The sequence below is a fragment of the Micromonospora peucetia genome (assembly GCF_900091625.1).
Classification (GTDB): domain Bacteria; phylum Actinomycetota; class Actinomycetes; order Mycobacteriales; family Micromonosporaceae; genus Micromonospora; species Micromonospora peucetia.
Genome location: NZ_FMIC01000002.1, coordinates 3,015,759 through 3,040,401, shown reverse-complemented (window position 1 = coordinate 3,040,401; position 24,643 = coordinate 3,015,759). Strand labels below are relative to the sequence as shown.

At 70.6% G+C, this 24,643-nt stretch carries 27 protein-coding genes and 1 pseudogene; 16 read left to right on the top strand and 12 right to left on the bottom strand.

The window, feature by feature from the left end:
* Positions 1–80: 80 nt before the first annotated feature.
* The 5 genes from GA0070608_RS14335 to GA0070608_RS14315 form a co-directional block, all read right to left on the bottom strand.
* Positions 81–1,826: an ABC transporter substrate-binding protein gene (locus tag GA0070608_RS14335; RefSeq protein WP_091628102.1), complete on the bottom strand. Its 1,746-nt coding sequence runs from the start codon at positions 1,824–1,826 to the stop codon at positions 81–83.
* 109 nt (positions 1,827–1,935) lie between these two features.
* On the bottom strand, positions 1,936–2,922 hold the full coding sequence (locus GA0070608_RS14330) for an ABC transporter permease (RefSeq protein WP_091628097.1): 987 nt from the start codon (positions 2,920–2,922) through the stop codon (positions 1,936–1,938).
* 12 nt (positions 2,923–2,934) lie between these two features.
* Positions 2,935–3,936: an ABC transporter permease gene (locus tag GA0070608_RS14325; protein WP_091628094.1), complete on the bottom strand. Its 1,002-nt coding sequence runs from the start codon at positions 3,934–3,936 to the stop codon at positions 2,935–2,937.
* The gene (locus GA0070608_RS14320) at positions 3,933–5,030 is read right to left on the bottom strand and encodes an ABC transporter ATP-binding protein (RefSeq protein WP_245715788.1); all 1,098 of its coding nucleotides are present in this window, start codon (positions 5,028–5,030) and stop codon (positions 3,933–3,935) included. Before GA0070608_RS14320 ends, GA0070608_RS14325 begins: the two co-directional genes overlap by 4 nt.
* On the bottom strand, positions 5,027–6,082 hold the full coding sequence (locus tag GA0070608_RS14315) for an ABC transporter ATP-binding protein (protein ID WP_091628092.1): 1,056 nt from the start codon (positions 6,080–6,082) through the stop codon (positions 5,027–5,029). Before GA0070608_RS14315 ends, GA0070608_RS14320 begins: the two co-directional genes overlap by 4 nt.
* Positions 6,083–6,661: 579 nt before the next feature.
* Here GA0070608_RS14315 and GA0070608_RS14310 point away from each other — a divergent pair.
* From GA0070608_RS14310 to GA0070608_RS14300, 3 genes are read left to right on the top strand one after another with little or no spacing between them, the layout of a single operon-like run.
* Complete coding sequence (locus GA0070608_RS14310; protein WP_091628090.1) at positions 6,662–7,483, top strand: hypothetical protein; 822 nt, start codon at positions 6,662–6,664, stop codon at positions 7,481–7,483.
* A 13-nt stretch (positions 7,484–7,496) separates the two neighbouring features.
* Complete coding sequence (locus GA0070608_RS14305) at positions 7,497–9,446, top strand: fumarate reductase/succinate dehydrogenase flavoprotein subunit (protein ID WP_091628087.1); 1,950 nt, start codon at positions 7,497–7,499, stop codon at positions 9,444–9,446.
* Positions 9,447–9,450: 4 nt separating this feature from the next.
* A complete protein-coding gene (locus GA0070608_RS14300) occupies positions 9,451–10,548 on the top strand; it encodes a succinate dehydrogenase/fumarate reductase iron-sulfur subunit (RefSeq protein ID WP_091628085.1) in 1,098 nt (365 codons plus the stop codon).
* Positions 10,549–10,623: 75 nt separating this feature from the next.
* On the opposite strand, the gene GA0070608_RS14295 is transcribed toward GA0070608_RS14300, so the two are convergent.
* Entirely contained in the window at positions 10,624–11,061 is a 438-nt protein-coding gene (locus tag GA0070608_RS14295; RefSeq protein ID WP_091628082.1) for a (deoxy)nucleoside triphosphate pyrophosphohydrolase, read from the bottom strand.
* Positions 11,062–11,245: 184 nt separating this feature from the next.
* Here GA0070608_RS14295 and GA0070608_RS14290 point away from each other — a divergent pair, with 184 nt between their 5' ends.
* Positions 11,246–11,551 (top strand): 4a-hydroxytetrahydrobiopterin dehydratase, encoded by a 306-nt coding sequence (locus GA0070608_RS14290; protein ID WP_091628080.1) that lies wholly within the window; start codon positions 11,246–11,248, stop codon positions 11,549–11,551.
* Here the strand turns inward: GA0070608_RS14290 and GA0070608_RS14285 are convergent.
* The gene (locus GA0070608_RS14285; protein ID WP_091628077.1) at positions 11,527–11,961 is read right to left on the bottom strand and encodes a VOC family protein; all 435 of its coding nucleotides are present in this window, start codon (positions 11,959–11,961) and stop codon (positions 11,527–11,529) included. The two genes, GA0070608_RS14290 and GA0070608_RS14285, sit on opposite strands and share 25 nt — an antisense overlap.
* 85 nt (positions 11,962–12,046) lie before the next feature.
* On the opposite strand from GA0070608_RS14285, the gene GA0070608_RS14280 reads away from it, so the two are divergent.
* The 5 genes from GA0070608_RS14280 to GA0070608_RS14260 all read left to right on the top strand — a co-directional run bounded on the left by GA0070608_RS14280 (position 12,047) and on the right by GA0070608_RS14260 (position 15,374).
* On the top strand, positions 12,047–12,931 hold the full coding sequence (locus GA0070608_RS14280; RefSeq protein WP_091635079.1) for a LysR family transcriptional regulator: 885 nt from the start codon (positions 12,047–12,049) through the stop codon (positions 12,929–12,931).
* A 32-nt stretch (positions 12,932–12,963) separates the two neighbouring features.
* The gene (locus tag GA0070608_RS14275) at positions 12,964–13,701 is read left to right on the top strand and encodes a class I SAM-dependent methyltransferase (RefSeq protein WP_091635073.1); all 738 of its coding nucleotides are present in this window, start codon (positions 12,964–12,966) and stop codon (positions 13,699–13,701) included.
* Positions 13,702–13,736: 35 nt separating this feature from the next.
* On the top strand, positions 13,737–14,099 hold the full coding sequence (locus GA0070608_RS14270) for a PH domain-containing protein (RefSeq protein WP_091628075.1): 363 nt from the start codon (positions 13,737–13,739) through the stop codon (positions 14,097–14,099).
* Between the two features lie 211 nt (positions 14,100–14,310).
* Positions 14,311–15,042 carry a class I SAM-dependent methyltransferase gene (locus GA0070608_RS14265; protein ID WP_091628073.1) on the top strand — a complete coding sequence of 244 codons (732 nt, stop codon included), beginning with the start codon at positions 14,311–14,313 and terminating at the stop codon, positions 15,040–15,042.
* Between the two features lie 62 nt (positions 15,043–15,104).
* A complete protein-coding gene (locus tag GA0070608_RS14260) occupies positions 15,105–15,374 on the top strand; it encodes a hypothetical protein (protein WP_141719467.1) in 270 nt (89 codons plus the stop codon).
* A gap of 135 nt (positions 15,375–15,509) precedes the next feature.
* Here the strand turns inward: GA0070608_RS14260 and GA0070608_RS14255 are convergent.
* The 4 genes and pseudogenes from GA0070608_RS14255 to GA0070608_RS14240 all read right to left on the bottom strand — a co-directional run.
* A pseudogene (locus GA0070608_RS14255) lies at positions 15,510–15,696 on the bottom strand (hypothetical protein); the annotation flags it as partial.
* 9 nt (positions 15,697–15,705) lie between these two features.
* Positions 15,706–16,707 (bottom strand): DUF1963 domain-containing protein, encoded by a 1,002-nt coding sequence (locus GA0070608_RS14250; protein ID WP_141719466.1) that lies wholly within the window; start codon positions 16,705–16,707, stop codon positions 15,706–15,708.
* A complete protein-coding gene (locus GA0070608_RS14245; protein WP_091628064.1) occupies positions 16,682–17,230 on the bottom strand; it encodes a DUF3995 domain-containing protein in 549 nt (182 codons plus the stop codon). Before GA0070608_RS14245 ends, GA0070608_RS14250 begins: the two co-directional genes overlap by 26 nt.
* The gene (locus tag GA0070608_RS14240; RefSeq protein WP_091628062.1) at positions 17,217–17,678 is read right to left on the bottom strand and encodes a hypothetical protein; all 462 of its coding nucleotides are present in this window, start codon (positions 17,676–17,678) and stop codon (positions 17,217–17,219) included. The genes GA0070608_RS14245 and GA0070608_RS14240 overlap by 14 nt, the downstream gene beginning before the upstream one ends.
* 281 nt (positions 17,679–17,959) lie before the next feature.
* Here GA0070608_RS14240 and GA0070608_RS14235 point away from each other — a divergent pair, with 281 nt between their 5' ends.
* The 4 genes from GA0070608_RS14235 to GA0070608_RS14220 all read left to right on the top strand — a co-directional run bounded on the left by GA0070608_RS14235 (position 17,960) and on the right by GA0070608_RS14220 (position 19,764).
* Positions 17,960–18,586, top strand: a complete 627-nt coding sequence (locus GA0070608_RS14235; RefSeq protein WP_091628060.1) for a superoxide dismutase — start codon at positions 17,960–17,962, stop codon at positions 18,584–18,586.
* Positions 18,586–18,849, top strand: a complete 264-nt coding sequence (locus GA0070608_RS14230) for a superoxide dismutase (protein WP_245715787.1) — start codon at positions 18,586–18,588, stop codon at positions 18,847–18,849. The genes GA0070608_RS14235 and GA0070608_RS14230 overlap by 1 nt, the downstream gene beginning before the upstream one ends.
* Before the next feature lie 82 nt (positions 18,850–18,931).
* Positions 18,932–19,267 (top strand): YnfA family protein, encoded by a 336-nt coding sequence (locus GA0070608_RS14225; protein WP_091628058.1) that lies wholly within the window; start codon positions 18,932–18,934, stop codon positions 19,265–19,267.
* A 101-nt stretch (positions 19,268–19,368) separates the two neighbouring features.
* Complete coding sequence (locus GA0070608_RS14220; protein WP_091628055.1) at positions 19,369–19,764, top strand: hypothetical protein; 396 nt, start codon at positions 19,369–19,371, stop codon at positions 19,762–19,764.
* A 42-nt stretch (positions 19,765–19,806) separates the two neighbouring features.
* On the opposite strand, the gene GA0070608_RS14215 is transcribed toward GA0070608_RS14220, so the two are convergent.
* Positions 19,807–21,456 carry an FAD-binding dehydrogenase gene (locus tag GA0070608_RS14215; protein WP_091628052.1) on the bottom strand — a complete coding sequence of 550 codons (1,650 nt, stop codon included), beginning with the start codon at positions 21,454–21,456 and terminating at the stop codon, positions 19,807–19,809.
* Between the two features lie 90 nt (positions 21,457–21,546).
* On the opposite strand from GA0070608_RS14215, the gene GA0070608_RS14210 reads away from it, so the two are divergent.
* The 3 genes from GA0070608_RS14210 to GA0070608_RS14200 all read left to right on the top strand — a co-directional run bounded on the left by GA0070608_RS14210 (position 21,547) and on the right by GA0070608_RS14200 (position 24,633).
* A complete protein-coding gene (locus tag GA0070608_RS14210) occupies positions 21,547–22,767 on the top strand; it encodes a PucR family transcriptional regulator (protein ID WP_091628050.1) in 1,221 nt (406 codons plus the stop codon).
* Between the two features lie 9 nt (positions 22,768–22,776).
* Entirely contained in the window at positions 22,777–23,709 is a 933-nt protein-coding gene (locus tag GA0070608_RS14205) for an MBL fold metallo-hydrolase (protein WP_091628048.1), read from the top strand.
* Between the two features lie 144 nt (positions 23,710–23,853).
* Positions 23,854–24,633, top strand: coding sequence for a hypothetical protein (locus GA0070608_RS14200; protein ID WP_141719465.1), 780 nt, complete (start codon positions 23,854–23,856; stop codon positions 24,631–24,633).
* Positions 24,634–24,643: the final 10 nt, after the last annotated feature.

Genomic DNA, 24,643 nt, shown 5'->3' with positions numbered 1-24,643 from the left:
CCCCCGGTCGACGACGTTGTCGGCCGGGGGTCGGTCCGTGCTGGTGTCACCGTACGGGTGTCACCGGGTCACGGGTGGTGTCACTGCTTGACGTAGGCGTCCACGAAGCTCGGCCAGCCGAAGATGCTGCCGATGAAGACGCCGCCGGCCTTCTCGCCGTGGGCGACGGAGACCACCTCGGTGTAGAGCGGTACGGCCGGTGCGGACTCCTTCATCAGCCGCTCGTCGATCTTGCTCCACTCGTCGGCCTGCTTGGCCGGGTCGAGCGCGAGCACCCGGTCGAACTCCGCGTTGAGCGCGTCGTTGTTGAGCTGGGAGGTGTTGCTGTTGCCCTCGGCCTTGATGCCGCGGCCGTCGAAGAGCACCGGCAGGATCGAGGCGCCGCTGGGCCAGTCGGCCGCCCACGAGTCGACCCAGAGGTCGTACGGGTTGTCCTTCTTCTTCACCGTGTCGAGGTAGCCGTCCTCGGGGATCGTCTTGATCGTGACGGTGAAGCCGGCCTTCTCCAGCGCGTTCTTGATCTGGGTCGCCCGCTCCTGGGAGCTGGTCACGTCGGAGGTGAGCAGCACCAGGTTCTGCGTCTTGCCGGCGAGCAGTTCCTTGGCCTTCTCCGGGTTGCCGCCGTCGCCGGCCGGGTACGCGTCGAACTGCTTGTAGCCGAGCGTGGTGGGCGGCAGCAGCGTGGTCAGCGGCACGGCGCCGTAGGGGCCGCCGAGGTTCTTGGTGATGCTGGTGCGGTCGATCGCGTGGTTGATCGCCTGCCGCACCGACAGGTCGGTGACCCGGGTGGTGTTGATGCTCAGCCGGTACGCGTTAGGCGTGGCCGCGACGATCATCCGCGCCTTGAGCGCGGCGTCGCCGGTGACCTTGGCGATCAGCTCCGACGGGACACCGCCGGTGGCGACCGCCGCGGCGTCGTTGCCGGTGCCGGCGAGCACCCGGTTGGTCTGGGCGGCCTGGTCCGCGCCCAGGGACCAGATGAACTTGTCCGGGTACTGGTGGCGCACGGCGTCGGTGGCCGGGTCCCAGTGCTCGTTGCGCTCGAGCACGATCTCGACGCCCGGCGTGTGCTTGGTCATCTTGTACGGGCCCGACGAGAACGGCTGGTTGTCCAGGTTGACGCCGGTGTCCTTGTCGGCCGGCAGCGGCGCGGTGGCCGGCAGCGAGACGGCGAACGGCAGGTCACAGCGGGGCTTGTTGAACTCGAAGCGCAGGGTCCGCTCGTCCGGCGTGGTCAGCCCCGGCGGCAGCGACGTCTTGTTGGCCTTGAAGTCCCACTTGGTGTCGTACTGCGGGCTGTCGACCAGCCACTCCTGCAGGTAGGTCGGGCCGCCGGTGAGGTCCGGGTCGAAGGACCGGGCGATGCCGTACGCGAGCTCCTTGCTGGTGATCGGCCGGCCGTCCTCGAACTTCACCCCCTGCTTGACCTTGAACTCCCAGACCTTGCAGTCGTTGTTGACGTTGGTGCCGGGGGTCTCGGCCAGGTCACCGACCAGGGTGACGTTGCCCTTGCCGTCGTCCTTGAACGTGGTGAGGAAGCGGGCGTAGAGCTGGCTCCCCATCAGGCCGGCGAACGAGTAGATCCGCTGCGGGTCCATGTGGGAGATCTTGTTCTCCCGCAGGATGTAGAACGTGCCGCCCTTGGCCGCGCCGGACACCTCCGGCGCAGGGCCGAGAGAGTCCTTGGGGTCCGTCGCGATGGCACCGGTGCGCGGCTTGGTGGTGTCCACGCCGCCGGTGTCGTCGCCGGTGTTCTCGCTGCACGCACTGAGGGAGACCATCAGTGCTATCGCACCGCCCAGGGCGGTGACGCGCCTTGCTCGCATACTCACTCCTCCGGATCACCGATGAAGGAAAGCTTCGCTCAGATTCCCAGGTCGGTAGATTTCGATCAGATAACGGGGCCACAACGATCGGCACCCGGGACGTGGCGGGTCAGCCGAGACGCACCCGGGGGTCGATGAACGCGTAGAGCAGGTCGACGACCATGTTGGCGACGACCACGAACAGCGCGGAGATCAGCACGGTGGCCATGATGGTCGGCAGGTCGCCCTGCCGGACCGCCTCCACCGCCGTACGCCCCAACCCCTGGATGCCGAAGGTGGTCTCGGTGATCACCGTGCCGCCGAGCGCCGTGCCCACGTCGAGACCGGCGATGGTGACGATCGGCGTGATGGCCGCGCGCAGCGCGTGCCTCCCGTACACCTGCCGCTTCGGCATGCCCTTGGCCCGGGCGGTGCGCACGTAGTCCTCCGAGAGCGTCTCCAGCATCTGCGCCCGGGACAGCCGGGCGTAGATCGCGGAGAAGAGCAACGCCAGGGTGACCCAGGCCAGCACCAGCCCCCGCGCCCACTCCAGCGGATTCTCGAACAGCGGCGTGTACCGCGGCGTGGGCAGGATCTTCAGGGTGTAGACGAAGATCAGCAGCAGCACCGCGCCGACGAAGTAGAGCTGGAGCGAGGCGAAGGTCAGGGTGAGGCCGATCGAGATCCGGTCCAGCAGCGAACCCCGCCGCAGGGCGGAGACCATGCCGAGCCCCACCCCGATGGCGAGCCACAGCACCGCCGCCGGCAGGACGATGCTCAACGTCACCGGCAGCACCCGGGCGAAGGTGTCGCTGACCGCCTCGCTGTTGACGTACGAGTAGCCGAGGCAGGGCACCGCGCACTCGCCGCCCTGGGCACTGCCCAGGTCACGGCCGACGAAGATGCCCTTCATGTAGTTGGCGTACTGCTCCACCTTGGGATCGTTGAGCCCCAGCTCGGTGCGTACCCGCTCCAGTCGCTCGGCGTTGCAGTTCTTCGGGCACATGCCGGTCACCGGGTCGGCGGGCAGCGCGAAGAACAGCAGGAAGCTGACCACACTCACCGCGAACAGCACCGAGACCGCCAGCAGCACCCGCTTCAGCAGGAAGCGCACCATGCGCAGAACCCCTTACCGTGACGACTTCGGGTCGAGCGCGTCACGCAACGCGTCGCCGAAGAGGTTGAACGCCAGCACGAGCGCGAAGATCGTGATGCCGGGGAAGAAGACGTAGGCCGCGTCGGTCTGCAGATAGTCGATGCTCCGGTAGATCATCCGGCCGAAGCTGGGCACCGACTCGGGCAGCCCGACGCCGAGGAAGGACAGCGCCGCCTCGCTGGTCACGTACGAGGGCACCAGCAGCGAGAACGACACCAGGATCGGGGCCCAGATGTTCGGCAGCAGCTGCCGGAAGAGCATGTGCCCGAGCCCCGCGCCACTGGCCTTCGCCGCCTCGACGAACTCGCGTTCGCGCAGCGACACCACCTGCCCCCGGACCAACCGGGCGGTGCCGGTCCAGCCGAACGCGGTGAAGACCACGATCAGCGTGGTGACCGCGAACCAGGTCGGCACCTCGTCGCGCGGTCCGTAGAAACGCAGCGAGAACGTCGGCACCACGGCCAGCGCGAAGATCAGGAACGGCATCGCCAGGGCGACGTCGGTGATCCAACTGATCACCGCGTCCACCGCCCCGCCGAGGTAGCCGGCGATGATCCCGAGGACCACGCCGATCGTCGTGGTGATCAGGGCAGCGCCGAGCGCGATCAGCAGCGAGGTGCGGATGCCGTAGATCATCCGGATGAAGATGTCCCGGCCCAGGCCGGGCTCCAGGCCGAACCAGTGGTCGCCGCTGATCCCGCCGACATATCCCAGCGGCATCCCGGTGCTGTCCAGCAGGTCGCCGAACTGCTGGTTCGGCGACACCCCGTAGAGCCGTTGGACCAGGGGCGCACCCACCGCCAGCAGCACGAAGAAGACCAGCACCACGCCGCTCACCAGGGCGGTGCGGTCGCCTCGCAGCCGGCTCCAGACGAGCTGGCCGGGCGAACGGCCGACCAGCGTCTTCTGCTCGCCGTCGGCACCGCCGGACTCGATCTCGGCCAGCGCCGTGCCCTCGACCGGGGACAGGCTCATTTCGACACCTCCTCGGCGGTCGTACCGGACCCGGTCGCCCCGAGGTCCGCCGGCCGCGCGTCGTCACCGACCGGCCCCGTCTCCGGGAAGTGGCAGGCGGTGGCCTGGTCGCCGCCGCGCGACACCAGTGCCGGCTCCTCGGTGGCGCAGCGCTCCTGTGCCTTCCAGCACCGGGTGCGGAAGCGGCATCCCGACGGCGGGTCCAGCGGCGTCGGGACGTCACCGGAGAGCCGGATCCGGCCCGCCGCGCCGAGCTGGGTGACGTCGGGAATCGCCGAGAGCAGCGCCCGGGTGTACGGATGCTGCGGGCGTTCGTAGATGTCGGCCCGGTCACCGATCTCGACGACCTTGCCGAGGTACATGACGGCGACCCGCTGGCAGAAGTGCCGCACCACGGCCAGGTCGTGGGCGATGAAGACGAACGCCAGGTCGAGATCGCGTTGCAGGTCGCGCAGCAGGTTGACCACCTGCGCCTGGATCGACACGTCCAGGGCGGAGACCGGCTCGTCGGCGACGATCAGCTTGGGGCGCAGCGCGAGCGCGCGGGCGATGCCGATGCGCTGCCGCTGGCCGCCGGAGAACTCGTGCGGGTAGCGGTTGTAGTGCTCCGGGTTCAGCCCGACCAGTTCCAGCAGCTCCTGGACCCGCTTCTTCACCCCGCCCGGCGGGTTGATCCCGTTGACCTGCAACGGCATCGCCACGATCCGGCCGACGGTGTGCCGGGGGTTCAACGAGGCGTACGGGTCCTGGAAGATGATCTGGAGGTCCTGCCGCAACGAACGCAGCTCACGGCGACCCGCGTGGGTGATGTCCCGCCCGGCGAACTCGATGCTCCCCGCCGTCGGCTCCAGCAGACGCACCAGCATTCGCCCGGTGGTCGTCTTGCCGCAGCCGGACTCGCCCACCAGGCCGAGCGTCTCGCCCGGCCGCACGTCGAAGTCCAGCCCGTCCACGGCCCGGACCAGCCCGGTGCGCCGCAGACCGTTGCGTACCGGGAAGTGCTTGGCCAGCCCGCGCACCCGCAGCAGCGGCTCCTCGGTCCCGGCCGGTCGCACCGGCGCCGTGTCGGCCTGGACTGCATTCCTCGCGCTCACCGGGCCACTCCCACGTGTGCGATGTCCTCCGCGTACAGCCGGGTCCGGTCGTCGGCGGAGAGGTGACAGGCCACCAGGTGGCCGGGTGCGCCTGCCGGGCGCAGCTCGGGGACCTCCGTGCGGGACAGGTCACCGTTGCGGTCGGCGTACCGGCAGCGCGGGTGGAAGGCGCAGCCGGACGGCAGGTTGATCAGGCTCGGCGGGTTGCCCCTGATCGGCACCAGGTCCGCGTCCGCGTCGCCGTGCAGGGAGGGCACGCTGGAGAGCAGGCCCCAGGTGTACGGGTGCTGCGGCCGGCGGAGCACCTGCTCGACGCTGCCGTGCTCGACGGCCCGCCCGCCGTACATGACCAGCACCTCGTCCGCGACCTGGCTGACCACACCGAGATCGTGGGTGATCAGGATGATCGCGGAGTGGAACTCGGCCTGGAGGTCGGCGAGCAGGTCGAGGATCTGCGCCTGCACCGTCACGTCCAGGGCGGTGGTCGGCTCGTCGGCGATCAGCAGGTCCGGGTCGTTGACCAGCGCCATGGCGATCATCGCCCGCTGCCGCATGCCGCCGGAGAACTCGTGCGGGTACTGGTCGAAGCGGCGGGCCGGCTGCGGGATGCCGACCCGGCCCAGCATGTCCACCGCGCGCTGCCGGGCCTCGCGCTTGCCGGCCTTCGGGTGGTGCACCCGGTACGCCTCGACGATCTGCTTGCCCACCGTGTAGTACGGGTGCAGCGCCGACAGCGGGTCCTGGAAGATCATTGCCATGTCCCGGCCGCGCAGCCGGCGTACCTCCTCGTCCGGCAGGCCGACCAGCTGGCGGCCACCGACGGAGATCTCCCCGGTGATGCCGGCCCGCTTGCCGTTGTGCAGCCCGAGGATGGCCAGCGAGGTGACGCTCTTGCCCGAGCCGGACTCGCCGACGATACCGAGGGTGCGTCCGCGGGCCACCTCGAACGACACCCCGTCGACGGCGCGCACCACGCCGTCCTCGGTGTCGAAGCGGACCCGCAGGTCGCTCACCCGCAGGTAAGGGTCCTGGCCGGAGCGCTGCTCCGGCATGCTGGGGCGGTCCGGTTTCCCGGACGGCGCCGACTCCGGCCTGTCCACGACCGCCTCCCTCAGTGACGAAGAGAACTTACAGGAAAGCACTGAGGGTGAAAATAAGCTACATGTCGGGGACTGTCAGCGGGCCACAGCGTAACGACTCTGCAACGGGTATGAACACCCCTCACCAGCGCATCCACGGTCACGACTGGAACGCCACGCACTTCGCACGCCAGGTGCGACCGTGGTTGCGGCCGGAGCATCTCGTCCCCTGACGCCCTCCACGGCGGACTCCGGCCGGCGACGCTTCCGGGTGAGTCGCTGCCGTACCCGGGACAGGCGTCCGGTGAGGTTCTTAACATCCGGACATCGATCATCGTTCAGGGCTTCCCACCAGCAAGGACACACGGGACACTGCCTTGCGCGGACGGCCCGCGGAGATCGGCGTAACGTGTGTCACTTAGCTGCGCCGTATCGTCGGCGCGGTCGTTGGTGTGCGCATGACGTGGCAAGCGGGTGCGGGTTCGCCGGTCCGCGTGCCGACCGGAACTTGATCCGCCCGCGTGTGCGGGCCCCGTCAGGGAGACGACTCGAATGACATCAACGTCGGCCACGCCGCCGACCCTCAAGCCGCGGGGCGCGCGGGCGCGCGCCGCCATCGCGGCGAAGACGTTGCGTACCGACCGCTGGTGGCTCGCCCCGCTGATCACCGTGGTCGGGCTCAGCGCGTGGATCGCGTACGCGACGGTCCGGGTCTTCATGCACGACTACTACTGGGTCGAGGACTTCCACTACCTGACCCCGTTCTACTCCCCGTGCGTGACGGAGCGGTGCCTGCCGGAGGCCGCACACTTCGGACGGTTCCTGCCCGACTGGTGGATCATCCCGGACGCCGCGCTGACCCTGCCGTTCCTGCTGCTGTTCCGGCTCACCTGCTACTACTACCGCAAGGCGTACTACCGGTCGTTCTGGCTGTCGCCGCCGGCCTGCGCCGTGCCGGACGGGCACAAGACCTACAGCGGCGAGACCCGGTTCCCGCTGCTCGGCCAGAACCTGCACCGCTACTTCTTCTACGCCGCCGCGATCATCTCGCTGATCAACACCTGGGACGCGATCCTGGCCTTCCACTCGCCGAAGGGCTTCGGCTTCGGGCTGGGCAACATCATCCTGCTCGTCAACGTGGTCATGCTGTGGGCGTACACGATCTCCTGTCACTCGTGCCGGCACATCATCGGCGGGCGGCTCAAGCACTTCTCCAAGCACCCGGTGCGCTACCGGGCCTGGACCTTCATCTCCGCCCTGAACGTCCGGCACATGCAGCTCGCCTGGATCACCCTCGGCACGCTGGCCCTGACGGACTTCTACGTCATGGCGGTCGCGGCCGAGTGGATCAACGACCTGCGGTTCATCAACTAGAGGGCCCCCTGACATGACGAATCCTCACCACCAGACGAGCTCCACCACGCGAATCGAACGACACCACTACGACGTCGTCGTGATCGGGGCCGGCGGCGCCGGCCTGCGCGCGGCGATCGAGGCCCGGCTCGCCGGCAAGAAGACCGCGATCATCTCCAAGTCGCTCTTCGGCAAGGCGCACACGGTGATGGCCGAGGGCGGGGCCGCCGCCGCCATGGGGAACGCGAACAGCCGGGACAACTGGCAGGTGCACTTCCGCGACACGATGCGCGGCGGCAAGTTCCTCAACAACTTCCGGATGGCCGAGCTGCACGCGAAGGAGTCGCCGCAGCGGATCTGGGAGCTGGAGACGTACGGCGCGCTCTTCGACCGCACCAAGGACGGGAAGATCTCGCAGCGCAACTTCGGTGGCCACGAGTATCCCCGGCTGGCACACGTCGGCGACCGGACCGGCCTGGAGCTGATCCGCACCCTCCAGCAGAAGATCGTCTCCCTCCAGCAGGAGGACAAGCGGGACCACGGCTCGTACGACGCCCGGATCAAGGTCTTCGCCGAGACCACCGTCACCGAGCTGCTGCTCGACGGCGACCGGGTCGCCGGCGCGTTCGGCTACTACCGGGAGTCCGGCGAGTTCGTCCTCTTCGAGGCGCCGTCGGTGGTGCTGGCGACCGGCGGTGTCGGCCGGTCCTACAAGGTCACCTCGAACTCCTGGGAGTACACGGGTGACGGGCACGCGCTGGCGCTGCGGGCCGGCGCGACGCTGATCAACATGGAGTTCCTCCAGTTCCACCCGACCGGCATGGTCTGGCCGGTGTCGGTGAAGGGCATCCTGGTCACCGAGTCCGTGCGCGGCGACGGCGGCGTGCTGAAGAACTCCGACGGCAAGCGGTTCATGTTCGACTACGTCCCCGACGTCTTCCGCAAGCAGTACGCGGAGACCGAGGAGGAGGCGGACCGCTGGTACACCGACCCGGACAACAACCGGCGCCCGCCGGAGCTGCTGCCGCGCGACGAGGTGGCCCGGGCGATCAACAGCGAGGTCAAGGCCGGGCGGGGCACCCCCTCGGGCGGCGTCTTCCTGGACATCGCCTCCCGCAAGCCTGCGGAGGAGATCCGCCGCCGCCTGCCGTCGATGTACCACCAGTTCAAGGAGCTGGCCGACGTCGACATCACCAAGGAGCCGATGGAGGTCGGGCCCACCTGTCACTACGTGATGGGCGGCGTCGAGGTCGACCCGGACAGCGGGGCCGCGTTCGGCCACGTGCGGGGGCTCTTCGCGGCGGGCGAGGTGTCCGGCGGCATGCACGGCTCCAACCGGCTCGGCGGCAACTCCCTGTCCGACCTGCTGGTGTTCGGCAAGCGCGCGGGCGGACACGCCGCCTCGTACGCCGACAGCCTCCCCGCGCGCCCGAAGGTGGGCATCGCCGCCGTGGAGGCCGCCGTGGAGACGGCCCTGGCGCCGTTGCAGCGGGACACCGGCGAGAACCCGTACACCCTCCAGCAGGACCTCCAGGTCGTCATGGGCGACATGGTGGGCATCATCCGGCGCGAGGGCGAGCTTGAAGACGCGCTGATCAGGCTGGCGGAGCTGCGGGAGCGGGTGGCGAAGGTCAGCGCGAGCGGCGGCCGGCGTTACAACCCGGGCTGGCACCTGGCGCTCGACCTGCGCAACATGCTGGTGGTCTCGGAGTGCACGGCGAAGGCGGCGCTGGAGCGGCGGGAGTCGCGCGGCGGCCACACCCGGGAGGACCACCCGGCGATGGACCCGACGTGGCGCCGGGTCAACCTGGTCTGCTCGCTCGACGGCGACACGGTGTGCCTGGAGCGCAAGCCGCTGCCGAAGATGCGCCCGGAGCTGATCGGCCTCTTCGACCGCGCGGAGCTGGCCAAGTACCTCACGGACGAGGAACTCGCCGAGTTCGACGCCCACGTCGCCGACGTCGAGACCGAGAAGGAGCGCTGACGCAATGGGTAACCAGAACTCCCCGGCCCCCGGCAAGCCGGGCGCGAAGCGCCAGTTCCGCATCTGGCGCGGCGACGAGACCGGCGGCGACCTGCAGGACTACGCGGTCGAGGTGAACGAGGGCGAGGTCGTCCTCGACGTCATCCACCGCCTCCAGGCGACCGAGGCCCCCGACCTGGCCTGCCGCTGGAACTGCAAGGCCGGCAAGTGCGGCTCCTGCTCGATGGAGATCAACGGCAAGCCGCGGCTGAGCTGCATGACCCGGATGTCCACCTTCACGGAGGACGAGACGGTCACGGTCACCCCGCTGCGCACCTTCCCCGTGATCCGGGACCTGGTCACCGACGTCTCGTTCAACTACGAGAAGGCCCGGGAGACGCCGGCGTTCGCGCCGCCGGCCGACCTGGCACCCGGCGACTACCGGATGCAGCAGGTCGACGTGGAACGCTCGCAGGAGTTCCGCAAGTGCATCGAGTGCTTCCTGTGCCAGAACGTCTGCCACGTCATCCGTGACCACGACGAGAACAAGCAGGCGTTCTCGGGGCCGCGGTACTTCATCCGGGCGGCCGAGCTGGACATGCACCCGCTGGACGCGAAGACCGACCGCAAGGAGTACGCACAGGCCGAGCAGGGCCTCGGATTCTGCAACATCACCAAGTGCTGCACCGAGGTCTGCCCGGAGCACATCAAGATCACGGACAACGGGATCATCCCCATGAAGGAACGGGTCGTCGACCGCAGGTACGATCCCCTTGTGTGGCTTGGTAGCAAGATCTTCCGGAGGGGTCAGGTGCCTCAGACCATCGTGACCAGCGGGCACGCCAGCGGTGCGGTGCGCGGCAGCGCGGCCCACGGGGGCGTGCACTCGCACGCGGGCGGTTCGCACGACCAGCAGGCCGAGGTTCAGGCGCAGAGCGGGGTCAACTGGGACCGTGAGGTGCCGAGGCCGACCGCGCCGGCCGTCGACGACCGCGGCAGGCTGCCGCTGACGGAGCTCACGTTCGACCGGGCGGCGGCGCCGTCACCGTTCGGCGACGACGTGACCTTCCCGCTGCCTCCGGAGCACCTGAACTTCGCCCACCCGGAGCAGGACAAGCACTGACAGCGCAGACGATGACGGGGGCCGCGGCTGATGCCGCAGCCCCCGTCACCTTTCACGCTGGGTGTCCGCTTCCGCTCAGGCCGTCAGGATGGGCCGGAGGGCGGCGACGATGGGCGCGTCGGCGGGGAGCCAGGTGACACTGTCGAGTTCGTCGGCGGAGAGCCAGCGAAGCGCCGAGTGTTCCAGGGCCTGCGGCTGATCGCCGTGCAGCAGCCGGGCCGCGTACACCTTGAGCACCGAGCGGCCGTGGGCCATCCGGACGTTGCGGCCCACCCGGTCGCCGATCTCCACGCGTACGGCCAGTTCCTCGGCGCACTCGCGGGCGAGTGCCGCGGTCTCGCTCTCGCCCGGCTCCACCTTGCCGCCGGGGAACTCCCACATGCCCGCCACCTCGGGCGGGGCGGAACGGGCGCAGGCGAGCACCCGACCATCCCTGATGATCGCCGCTCCGACGATCACCCTGAGGTCCCGTCGTTCGGCCTGCCCGCCGCCATTAGCCCGTTCGGTCCGCACGGGCGTCCAGCGTGCCAGATCAATAGGCGGTTTGGGTAGCGTGGCCCGACCGTCAGGGCAGGAGAACCCGGAAGTGTGGGCGTGGACACACCCCGCATGCGAAGACAGACTAGAAGGCACCGACAAGACACGGGACGGCGACGATTTGGCCACAAGCCGGCAACGGCGCCTGGGAGGTGCGGTGATGCGCGCACTGTTCAGCGGTCGATCCAAGCACGATTATCTCAGCGACGCTCTCACCCTGCTCACCGGCTGGATCCGGGAGGGTGAACAGATCCGACGCACCCTCGCCATCGACGACACGCAGCACGCGGCCCTCACCGAGCGGGTGAAGGTGGTCGCCGACGCGCTGCACCTGCGCCCCGAGATCGTCCGCCGGGCCGACCAGACCCAGATCCGCGTCGGACACGGCAACGCGCCGCTGACCGAGGGCGAGGTCCTGCTGGCCGCCCGCATCGAGGACGCCTACCGCGCGGTCACCCGGTCCTGAGCCGCACCGGCTCCCGCGACGTCCTGCGGATACCAACGCAGCTCCACGGAGTTGCCGTCCGGGTCCCGCACGTAGAGCGAGGTGGCGCTGCCGCGCGCGCCGAACCGGCCCACCGGGCCCTCGATCACCGTGAAGACACCCGATCCGACGACCTCCGCCCAGTCGAGCGGCTCCACCACCAGGCAGAAGTGGTCGACGTTGGCTTCACCCCGGTCCCGGCGGACGAGGTCGATGATGGTCCCCTCGTCGACCCGTACCGAGGGGAACGGGACCGTGCCGGCCCGCCACTCGTCGACCCGCACCGGGGCCAGGCCGAGCAGGCCGCAGTAGAAGCCCAGCGCGCGTTCGACGTCGGTCACGTTGAGCACCAGGTGGTCGAGGCCCGTGACCCGTACTGTCGTCGTTTCCATGCCTTCACGATCCGCCAGTGGGCCACGCCGACCAAGACGGGATCGCACTACGATCGTTGAGCTGGATTCAACGATGGGGCGGGGCGTGCTGGAACGACACGAGCTGGAGACCTTCCTGGCCCTCGCCGAGGAGTTGCACTTCGGCCGTACGGCGGAGCGCCTGCGGGTGACCACCGGGCGGATCAGCCAGGTGGTCAAGAAGCTGGAACGCCGTGTCGGCGCCCCGCTGTTCGCCCGCACCAGCCGGGTCGTGCAGCTCACCCCGATCGGCCGGCAGCTCGCCGAGGACCTGGCGCCGCTGGTCGCCGGCATCGACGACGCGGTACGCCGAGCCGTCGAGGCAGGGCGGGGCGTCACCGGGCGACTGCAGGTCGCCTTCCTCGGCGAGTGGACCGCCCCACCGCTACTCAAGGCCGTCGCCCTGTTCTCCCAGCGCCATCCCGACTGCCAGGTCGAGGTGCACGAGGTCCAGCTCTTCGACTCCCGGCAGAGCCTGCTCGACGGCTCGGTCGACATCCTGATGGCCGCATACCCGTTCGACGGGATGGCCTGCGGGCCGGCGCTGTTGGAGGAACGGCGGCTGCTCGCGGTGGCCTCCGGGCACCCGGTGACCCGGGAGGAGTCCGTCTCCCTGGAGACCCTCGGCGACCACCCGGTGGTGCAGTATCCGGCGGTGACCTCGGCGGAGTTCAAACGCGACCGCACGCCCGAGCGCACCCCGTCGGGCCGTCCGGTGCCGAAGGGACCGGCCGGCAACACCTTCTCCGAGATGCTGACGCTGGTCGCCATGGGCCGGGGGGTGCTGCCGGTGGGCGAGCACACCCGCCGCTACTACCCGCGCCCCGACGTGGCGTACGTGCCGATCCGCGACGCGCCGCCGATCCGGCGGGGCCTGGTCTGGCGGGAGAGCAACGGCACGGCCCGGGTCCACGAGTTCGTCCGCGCCGCGACCGACGCGAACGCGGCCTGACGGGCGCCGGTCCGGCTGGCATGATCGCGCCGATGAGGCACGGCGAATATCGTGATCCACGGCTGGTCCCGGTCTACGACGCCGAGTGCCCCTGGTCGCGCGACGACGACTGGTTCCTGGCCGTCGTCGACGAGACCCCGGCCGCCCGGGTTGTCGACCTGGGCTGCGGCACCGGTCGGCTCACGATCGGCCTCGCCACGGCCGGTCACACCGTCACGGGCGTCGACCCGGCCACCGCGTCACTGGCCGCCGCCCGCGCCAAGCCGGGTGCCGGGCGGGTGACGTGGATCGAGGGCACCTCGGCGGTGCTGCCGGACCGGTCGTTCGACGTGGCGGTGCTGACCAGCCATGTCGCGCAGTTCTTCGTGGCCGACGCCGAGTGGGCGCGTACGCTCGCCGACCTGGCCCGGGCGCTGGTGCCCGGCGGCCGGCTGGTGTTCGACTCGCGCGACCCGGCGGACCGGCGGTGGGAACGCTGGAACCCGGTGGACTCACGGCGGCGGATCACGCTGCCCGACGGCGAGGTGGTGCGGGCGTGGACGGAGGTGCACAGGGTGCTCGACGGCCGGGTCGACTTCACCCACCACTACCTGTTTCCGGACGGCGAGGAGCTGCTCAGCTCGGCCACCCTGCGCTTCCGCACCGAGGAGGAGCTGCGCGGGTCGCTGCGGGCGGCCGGGTTCGCCGTCGAGCGGATCCACGGCGGCTGGGGCGGGGAGCCGACTGGCCGGGGCGACGGCGAGTTCCTCGTCCTCGCCCGCCGCGACTGATCTTTGGGTTGGCACGCCCGGCCTACCGTGGGGTGATGGCCAACGCGACGTACGACCGCAAGGAACAGTTCCAGCAGATCCAGAGCGGCCTGCTCCAGGGGGAGCAGATCATCGCCGTCTACGACGCCGTCGGCACCGGCACCGGCTTCATCGGCCTGACCGACCGGCGCGTCATCATCCAGGACCGCTCCTTCGTCGGGAAGCGGCACGCCATCACCAGCATCCCGTACTCGAAGATCACCAGCGTCAGCGTAGTCAGCAACAAGTCGTGGGGCGGTTCGTTCTTCTCCACCGGGGCCATCGCGATCCACGTCGGCACGCACACCTACGAGGTGGAGTTCCGGGGCTCCGAGAAGAGCCACCACGTGCACAACGTGATCCTGCACCACATCAGCTGAGCCACACGTAAAGCGGTTGCCGGTGCGGGCCGGGGCCGGTTGGGTGGGGGGTCAGGTCGAGCGAGCGAAGGAGACGACGATGCCGAACGCGTCGAGGTCCGTCCAGGTAGGAACCCTCCACGCCACGGAATCGAGGCTTCGTGAGTACGTGCACTTCCGCACCCCTGGCGCCCGAGCGCGCCGCTGATCACACCACCCGGGGAGGTCGATGATGTCGGTCTTCGACGATCCCGGTCTCTTCGGCCGGTTGTGGGCCGACACCTATGACGGTCCCGGCAACCCAGACCCGGCTCCGGCGATCGGCTTCCTCGCCGAGTTGGCCGACGGCGGGCCGGCCCTGGAGTTGGCCATCGGCACCGGCCGGGTCGCGCTGCCGCTCGCCGAACGGGGCGTCGCCGTCGAGGGGATCGAAGCGTCACCGGAGATGGTGTCGAAGATGCGCGCCAAACCCGGCGGCGACGGCATCCCCGTCGCTATCGGAGACATGGCCGACGTGCCGGTCACCGGCCCGTACCGGCTGGCGTACCTGGTGTTCAACACCCTGTTCAATCTGGTCGACGCCGAACGGCAGGCGGCCTGCTTCCGCAACGTCGCCCGGGTGCTCGCGCCGGGCGGGGCGTTCGTCATCGAGACGTTCGTGCCGGACCCGGCCGACTTCGACCGGGACGAGCAGGTCCAGATGCGGGCGGTGACGGAGGACTCGGCCACCATCCGTGTGCACCAGTACGACCGGGCGGCGCAGACGTTCGTCCGACAGACCATCACGTTCGACCGGGACGGCGTCCACCTACGTCCCTTCGCGATGCGCTACCTCTGGCCAGAGCAGATCGACGAACTGGCGGAGCGGGCCGGCCTCCGGCTCGCCGAGCGGTACGCCGACTGGCACCGGTCACCCTTCGAGGTGGACAGCGCCTCGCATATCTCGGTCTACCGCACCCGGTAACGTCCCCGGCACCTCACCAGCGCGGTAACGGGGAACAAGAGGTGCGGGGCCACGGCAGCCACGTGCGTGAGACGCCCGTACGCCGACCGGTCGAGGTGCCGGCCGGCGGAACGGTGGTCGCGCGGATGCCAACAGGCGCGGAGCTGCGGAACATGCAGCTCGACGAGGGCGTACCGGTGCTGGAGATCCGTCACCCGGAGGGCGCCACGGAGGTGCTGGCTGGCAACCAGGTCGAACTACCCGTCCCGCCGCCGGCTGACCCGCAGTCGACATCGGGGCAGGTCCCGCTACTCCACGAGTGGAACACCATGGGTGTCAAACACGGGCGTTGACACCCGTGGTGTTCCACTCGCCCCGTGGAGGCGGCGGGCTACGGGCATCTCAACCTTCGCGCCGCCAGGACTGCGGGGCGCGAAGGCCTCGCGCCGGCCGGACTGGTGGGGCACGAAGGCTTCGCGCCTCAGCTAGACCGGCGTGGCTGGCGGCCCGTCCGGGCCGGCGGTGGCGAGCACGCACATGTTCTGCGACGACAGCAGGTTGAGGCCCGGGTCAGCTGGCGGCCGGCCCCGGCCGACGGCTGCGCTCCTCCAGCCGTTCGTGGGGCAGCCGGCCGGTGGGCGTCGGGCCGGACAACCACGGGTTCGGCGGTGGCATGGCCGCTGCTCACTGCTGGTCGAGCAGGAACGGCGTGTCCGGGCAGGTCAGGCAGACGAAGATGCGCAGCGCGCCGTACCGGCCGACGACCACCCCGGTCGGCTCGTCCGGGTCGTCGTCCGGCTCGCCGCCCGCCCGCGTTGGCCGCCACCGCTCGGCCCCCCGCTCGGAGGAGTCGATGACGAGGGCCAGCTTGGTGGGGCCGGAGCAGCGGGGGCACGGCGTCGGCAGGAGGTCGGTGACACTCCACCGGGCATAGCCGCCGACCTTCCACCCGGGCGCCATGAAGGTGTCGAGGTAGTCCTCGTCCTCGTCGACCAACCGCCGCAGGTCCTCGGGCAGTTCATCCGGGTCCGGGTACTCGACGATCCGTTCCGGGTGCAGCCGGCACGGGCTGGGCACGTACCCGTCGGTTCCGGCCTCGCCGCGCGGCGGCTCGGCGAGGAGGTCGGTCAGGTCCGCCTCCCGCCGCCAGCGCAGCTCCACGGTCGGCCCCCACGGCGCCAGGGCGTGCTCGAACGGGCACCACAGCACCTGCAACAGGTCGGCCCCGCCGGGGCGGGGCAGATCGGGGACGTCCATCGCGCGCAGTTGCGCCAGCACGATCATCGGGTTCGGCCCGGGGTGCGGGCGCGGCCCGTACCGGTAGCCGACAACCGGGCCACCGTCGCGCGAGCCCCAGCCGCTGAAGCCCGAGCCGACCAGACGGGAGATCTCCTGGTGCAGCTCAAGCTCGCCGTCGGCCAGGACATGCGCCTGCGTACGGCGACTCTCCGCCGCCCGCATCCGGGCCACCAGCTCGGCCGGGAACGGCACCTCCTCCTGCACCATGTACGGCGTGTCGCAGGTGGGCCAGGGCTCGTCGGCCGGCCACCGCAGCGGCCCGCCGACGTGGCTGTCGGCGGCCGTGACCGCCCCGGGACGCGGGTGCAGCCGGGTCGCCGTACGGCCGAGCTTCTCCAGCCCGGGATAGCGAGCGAGCACATCAGGCGGGAGGGGCGGAGTGATCATGGCGGAGATCGTAGGCGGTCGACGGCTGCCCGCTCAGCCGCCGTCCCGCCGCCGTCCAGCACGTCCCCCAGAGCAGGAAGAACGGCGACCAGAGCAACAGGTCCCACCGTGCCAGGTCGCGGGCCAGGGCGGCGTGCTCGACCGGCGGCGGCCGGACGTCGGTCAGCAGCAGCGCGTCACCGACGAGGCCGTGCCCCAGTGCCCCGACCGACCGGGCGATCATGAGGATGCCGAGGGTCCAGGCGATCGCCAGCAGCAGCCGGCGTGGCAGGGCCGCCCGCCAGGGGCGCAGGGTGGCCAGCGCGACCGCGACACCGACCAGCGCGGCGATGGCCAGCACCCAGTGGCTGGCCACGAACAGCGGATCACGGGCGAGCAGCCGTTCGCGCAGTTCCGGAGGGAGCGGGTCCTTGTCGGCCAGCGCGTTCGCCCCCAGCGCCTGCGCGAGCTTCATCGCCCCGTAGGCCGACGCGCACGCCGCCGCGCCGTACGCGCCCACCCGTGCCCGGTCAGGCCGCGACATGTCTCGTCGCCACCAGGTAGGACCGGGTCATCGCCAGGAGCAGCGAGATAGCGACGAGCCCGAGGATGCCGTGGTACCACTGCCAGCCCACGCCGAGGCCCACGAACCCGTCCAGCACCATGATCGTCGCGCCGGCCCCGGCGGCCAGCAGCAGGACCGCCAGCGCCAGCAGCATCAGGGGCCTCGGCACCCGGCGTCCCGGCGGCGTGACGGTGGCGAGGGCGAGGCAGGCGCCGGCCACCCCCGACGCGGCTGCCGACCACTGCGCGGTCGCCACGCCCATCACGTCGCGGGCGTAGCGTTCGTGCTCGGCCGCCGAGACGACCGGGCCGCCCGGCAGACCGAGGCGGGATTCGAGGGCGAAGGCGGCCTTGCCCACGGCGTACGCGAGGAAGAGCGCCGCCACCGCGTAGGCCGGCCAGCGTCGCGTACCAGGGGAAACGTCCATGGCCACGACGCTAGGCCCGCCGGTGGGCGCACCGACTCCCGAGCGCGAGGGGACCGCCTCCCCCGTGGGAGGGAGCGTGGCGCGGCGGGAGATTTGCGCGGCCCGGGGAGGCGCGCCTCCGCAGGGATCATCGCGGCGCGGAGACGCGCCCTACCGACCGTGTCGGCCGTGGAGGGAAGGCTTCCGGTCCACTCCCATCCAGTTGCCAAGAGTACGCAGTTGCCATGTCTTTGCAATAGGGCATACTGGCCGGACGATCTCGAACTGGCGAAAGGGTTCCCATGTCCGTCTACAAGCTCCCCGACATGCCCTACGACTACGGGGCGCTCGAACCCGCCATGAGCGGCCAGATCCTGGAGCTGCACCACAGCAAGCACCACGCCGCGTACGTCAAGGGCAGCAACGACGCCCTCGACCAGCTCGCCGAGGCCCGCGACAAGGGTGACTACTCGACGCTGGTCGGCCTGGAGAAGACCCTGGCCTTCAACCTCTCCGGGCACGTCCTGCACTCGATCTTCTGGAACAACCTTTCCCCCGAGGGCGGCGACCGTCCGGAGGGCGAGTTGGCCGCCGCGATCGAGGAGCACCTGGGCTCGTTCGACGGCTTCGCCGGGCAGCTCTCCGCCGCCACGAAGGGCGTGCAGGGCTCCGGGTGGGGTGTCCTGGCGTGGGAGCCGCTGGCACAGCGCCTCATCGTCGAGCAGGTCTACGACCACCACGGCAACGTCGGCCAGGGCTCGACGCCGCTCCTGGTCTTCGACGCCTGGGAGCATGCCTACTACCTGCAGTACAAGAACGTGCGCCCGGACTACGTCGACCGCCTGTGGGACCTGGTCAACTGGGCCGACGTCACCAGGCGCTTCGACGCCGCGCGGGCCGCCGGCAGCCCGCTCACCGTGACACGCTGATGTCGGCCGACCCGGGGTCGGCCCTCACCGCTGCACAACGCGCCGCCGGGGTCATCGCCGCCAAGCACCGCGGTGACCTCGACGGCGCGGAGCAACTGCTCGCCATGTTCCCCGACGACGCCACCCGCACGCGCGGCTTCATGTTCCTGGCCGAACTGGCCCTCAACCTCGTACGGACCCAGACCGGCCAGAGCATGGAGGACCTCGCGCAGGAGCTGGCCCTGCACATCGCGGCCGTCGGCGACCCGCCGCCCGCCCTGTGACGGCACCCGCACCGGCGGAAACCGCCCTCCGCGAGCGGCCCGACCCGCAGGACCAGGTGGTGCTCCCGCTACCGTCCCACCCATGACGGTGGTCCGCTCGATCCTGCTGTTCCTGCTCGCCGCGCTGGCCGAGATCGGCGGGGCGTGGCTCGTGTGGCAGGGCTGGCGCGAGAACCGGGGACTTCTGTGGGTGGCGGGCGGGGTCATCGCCCTCGGGTTGTACGGCTTCGTCGCCACCTTCCAACCCGACCCGAACTTCGGCCGCATCCTGGCCGCCTACGGGGGCATCTTCGTGGCCGGCTCGCTGGCCTGGGGAATGGTCGTCGACAAGTTCCGCCCCGACCGCTACGACCTCGTCGGCGCGACCATCTGCCTGGTCGGGGTCGCCGTCATCATGTACGCCCCGCGCGGCGGCTGATCGGTGGCGTGCCGGGATCGCCCGCAGGCACCACGCCCATGGGCCGGAGTGTGCCGCCCGGCTCGGGCACGGTGTCGGACGTCGCCGCTAGGCTGCCCCGCATGATCACCCGACCCAGCCAGAAGTGGGGCCGCGATGTGCGGGAGCAGAAGGCCGCCATCGCGGCGGGCACCCTCACCGAGGACGCCGCGTACGCCCTCCGCCTCTGGTCCGAACCTTTCATCACCGCCGTCGACGCCGCTCTCGACGCCTACGAAGCGGACGTACGCTCGCTCTCCGCACCGTCCGACGAGGAGGTCTTCGCCGCGGTGGAGCGGGTGATCACCGCCCTCAACGCCGTCAGCGACGAGCACGGCATGATCGAGACGGGCGAACGCGAGGACCTGTGCGAGTACGTCGACGTCGTCCTGACGAACGCGGGCCTCGACGTCGAGGCGCTCACCTCCCGGCACGACATCGAGCGGTATGAGCTCACCGACGAGTGGCGCGACTGGTAAGGCCCTGATCCGGCAGGACCGTCGGGACCGCGTGGCCAACCGTCATGCGGTTGCCTGCGTGATCGCGCGGCCGGCCTGCCGGCCGGAGAAGATGCAGCCGCCGAGGAAGGTGCCCTCCAGGGAGCGGTAGCCGTGCACGCCGCCCCCGCCGAATCCGCTCGCCTCACCGGCGGCGTACAGGCCGGGGATCGGGGTCGCGTCAGACCCGAGCACCCGCGCCGACAGGTCGGTCTGGAGGCCGCCGAGGGTCTTGCGGGTGATCACGTGCAACCGGACCGCGATGAGTGGGCCGGCCTTCGGGTCGAGAATCTTGTGCGGGGTCGCCGTACGGACCAGCTTGTCGCCCCGGTACCGGCGGGCGTTGTGGATGGCGGAGATCTGGCCGTCCTTGGTGAACGCGTTGTCCAGCTCCCGGTCGCGGGCGACGACCTCACGCCGGATGTCCTCGACGTCGAGCAGGGGCTGGCCGGTCAGCGCGTTCATGCCGGCGACGAGTTCGTCGAGGGTGTCGGCGACGACGAAGTCCTCGCCGTGCTGCTTGAACGCCTCGACGGGTGCGGGAGCGCCGGGGCGGATCCGGCCGAGGGTCTGCCGGACCGACTTGTTGGTGAGGTCGGGGTTCTGCTCGGAGCCGGAGAGCGCGAACTCCTTCTCGATGATCTTCTGGGTGAGTACGAACCAGCTGTGGTCGTGCCCGGTGGCCCGCAGGTGCGCCAGCGTGCCGAGGGTGTCGAAGCCGGGATAGAGCGGTCCGGGCAGTCGCTTGCCGGTGGCGTCGAACCACAGCGAGGAGGGCCCGGGCAGGATACGAATGCCGTGGCCGGCCCAGACGGGGTTCCAGTTCTTCACCCCCTCGACGTAGTGCCACATCCGGTCGGGGTTGATGACGTTGCCGCCGGCGTCCTGGGTGATCCGCAGCATCCGTCCGTCCACGTGGGCGGGGACACCGGTGATCATGTGCTCGGGTGGGGTGCCGAGACGGGCCGGCCAGTTCCTGCGGACCAGGTCGTGGTCGGCGCCGATACCGCCGGAGGCCACCAGGACAGCCTGGGCGGTCAGCTCGAAGTCACCGACCACGGTGCGGCTGCTGGCCACTCCGCGAGCGGAGTCGCTCGGCTCCAGGACGGCACCCCGGACGCCGGTCACCGCCCCGTCGGTCACGACGAGTTCGTCGACGCGGTGCCGGAACGCGAGGGTGACCAGTCCCTTCGAGGCCGCGTCACGGACCCGGCGCGCGAACGGCGCGACGACTGCGGGTCCGGTGCCCCAGGTGACGTGGAAACGCGGGACCGAGTTGCCGTGCCCGGTGGCCCCGTACCCGCCGCGCTCGGCCCAGCCGACGACCGGGAAGAACCGTACGCCCCGGGCGTGCAGCCAGGACCGCTTCTCCCCGGCCGCGAAGTCCACGTACGCCTCGGCCCACCTGCGCGGCCACTCGTCCTCGGGCCGGTCGAACCCGGCCGTACCCAGCCAGTCCTGGAGTGCCAGCTCACGCGAGTCCCTGATCCCCATCCGGCGCTGCTCCGGTGAGTCGACCAGAAACAGTCCGCCGAAGGACCAGAACGCCTGCCCACCCAGATTTGCCCCGGGCTCCTGATCGAGCAGGATCACCCGGCGGCCCGCCTCCGCGAGTTCGGCGGCGGCAACCAGCCCGGCCAGCCCCGCCCCGACAACGATCACGTCTGCGTCCATGGCGGGCACTCTCCCCGTCGTCGCGTTAGCCGACGATCAAAACCGCGGCGGATGAGGACGCGCCTTGTCACTCAGTGATAAAACAGCGTCATGGGTCTTCCGGAGCGGGTGGCCGTGCAGCGGCGACTCGTCGAGCGCGGTAGCGGGGTCGACGAACGCGTCATCGCCGCCGTGCTGCGCGAGGTCCCTGCCTACAGCACCATCAGCCCCGCCCAGTTGGCCGAGACCCGCGCCATCGCCGCGTGGGCGATCCGCAGGCTGATCGAGATGTGGATCGACGACAGCACCCTGACCGCGGCCGACCTCCAGCGGTTCCGGGGCATCGGGGCCGCCCGGGCCACCGACGGTCGCCCCCTGTTCGCGGTGCTGCGCGCCTACCGGGTCGCCGCGGTCGAGATCAGTGACCTGGTCATCGACCTGGCCTCCGACGGGCTGGCCCTGTCCGACGTGGTGGCGCTGAACCGCACGCTACTCACCGGCGTCGACCAGCTGTCGGAGTCCCTGTTCGCCGGCTACAACAGCGCCGTCGAACAGTTGAACAGCAACCGTACGCAGATGCTCGCAGGCCTCACCCACGACCTCCTGACCGGCCGGCAGACCTCTGCGGCCGTACTGGCGGACCGGGCGGCCCAGTTGGGCATCGCGATCCCGGCGGCCCTCGCCCTCGTCGTGGTCGCACCAGACAGCACCGGAACCGTCCTTTCGGAGGGCGACGTCGCTGATCTCGCCTCGTCGATCTCCTCGGCCGGCGGCGGCCAGCCGTTGGACGTCCTGCACGCGCTTCGGCGTCATCAGGGGGTGCTGCTGGCCGCCACCGTCCCCGACCTGACCGGCGAACTGACGTTCCGAAAATGGCGTGCCTGCGTGATCCGGAAGGTCACCCCCGCCGCGCTCCCGGCGGAGTTCCGCCTCGCCTCCGCCGCGCTCGACCACGCACCCGACGAGGCGTACGCCAACTCGCCGATCCTCGACCGGGGCGACGCGATGCTGGTGGCCCTGCTACGCGGGCAACCGTCCGTCGACCCCGCCGAGCTCGCGGCCGAGGCCCTCGGCCCGGTGGCCGAGGCCAGGAACGCGCACCTGCGCGAAGGGCTCAGTGGATACCTGCGCTGGGGCTCGTCCACCGAGGCGGCCGAGCGGCTCGGCCTGCACCCCCAGACGATGCGGCACCGGCTACGCCGCGTCACCGAACTGTCCGGCCGCGACATCCGGCTCTCCTGGGACCGCCTGATGCTCGACATCGCCCGGAGCGTGGGCGAGGTCGCAGACCGCGACCGTACGCCGACCGGCCGGCCACCCGTCAGGCGGTAGCGTCCCGCCATGCGCATCAAGCTCGGCCGCCCCGACCTGGACGCCTACGCCGACCGGTTCGACGTCCCACCCTCGGCGGAGGACTTCGGCGTCACGTTTCTCGGCGTCTCCAGCCTGCTGTTCGACGACGGCGACACCGCCGTACTGACCGACGGGTTCTTCTCTCGGCCGTCCCTGCTCAGGGTCGCCCTCGGCAGGCTCGCACCCGACAACGCGCGCATCGACTCCGCGCTCGCCCGGCTGGGGCTGGACCACGGGGGCCGCCGCCTTGCCGCCGTGATTCCGGTGCACACCCACTTCGATCACGTCATGGACTCCGCGACCGTCGCCCTGCGCACCGGCGCGCTGCTCGCCGGTGGCCGGTCCGCAGCCAGTGTCGGCCGAGGGGCCGGTCTCGCCGACGGCCGCATCCACGTCGTCACGCCCCACGAGCCGATGTCCCTGGGTGCGTTCACCCTCACGTTCGTCGAGTCCGAACACTGCCCACCGGACCGCTTCCCCGGCACCATCACCGAACCCGTGGCGCCCCCTGCCAGGGCGTCCGCCTACCGGTGCGGTGAAGCCTGGTCGGTGTTCGTCGAGCACGCGAGCGGCCGGACCGCCCTGGTCCAGGGCAGCGCCGGCTACCGGCCAGGAGCGCTCGACGGGCACCGGGCCGACGTCGTCTACCTGGGCGTCGGCCAGCTCGGCGTGCAGGACGAGGACTACATCCGTGCGTACTGGGCCGAGACCGTACGGGCCGTCGGGGCGCGTCGCGTGGTCCTCGTCCACTGGGACGACTTCTTCCGCCCGCTCGACCAGCCGCTGCGCGCCCTGCCGTACGCGGGCGACGACCTCGACGTCACCATGCGGGTCCTCGCCCGGCTGGCCCACCAGGACCGGGTCGCTCTGCACCTGCCGACCCTGTGGCGTCGGGAGGATCCCTGGGCGGGGCTGAGGTGACCGACGCCGCACCGCGCCGTAACCGACCCTGACGGCATCGCCCCCCGGCTACCGGATTGTCGCCCTGAGGAGCCAGGTGAGCCGTCATGGCCCGGACGGTGCCGCCGAGAATAGCGGTTGAGATCGCTCATTATGATCATCTCCATGCGCCGACTGATCCCTGCCCTTTCGGTTGCCCTCGCCGCTCTTCTGGTCGGCTGTGGCACCAACTCCGACGGCCCCACCGGGACCCAGCCTGATCCCGCCGGGACTTCGTCCGCCCCGGCCACCTCCCCGGCCGACCCAATCGCCGTCGTCCGGCAGGGCATGGATCGCAGCCTTTCCGGCGCCCTCCAAATGGATGCGTCGGTCAAGGCCGGCCCAGTGTCCGTCCAGCTCGTCGGAAAGATGGACCCGGTCGCCCGCGCGCTCCACATCACCGGCAACGCGCCCGAGCCAATCGAGGCCCGGCTGATCGGGGACGTCGCCTACATCAAGTCGGCCTCGCTCGACGGCGACAAGCCGTGGATGAAGATCGACCTTACGAAGCTGCGGCCGGGCAGCTCGATGCGCCAGTCCTTCGACCTGAAGTCGCAGACGGGTATCGTCGGCGGCGTGGTGTCCGCCGAGAAGGTGGGTGACGGCCGTTACCGCGGCATCGCCGACCTGGAGAAGGCAGCCGAGGTCGCCAGCGCGGAGGCGGGGATGCGCGACGGGATCAAGTCGACCGCCAAGTTGGCGAAGGACCCAAAGGCGATCCCGTTCGAGGCGACAGTCGACGCCGACGGCCGGCTCACCGCACTGTCCTACACGGTCGCCACCAAGAGCCTGGGTGATGTCGTGACCGAGATGCGGATGAGCGACTTCGGCAAGCCGGTGACGGTGACCGCACCGCCCGCCGCCGAGATCGAGGAAGCCGCCGAGGAGACGTACCAGTTCCTCTGACGGACCGCCG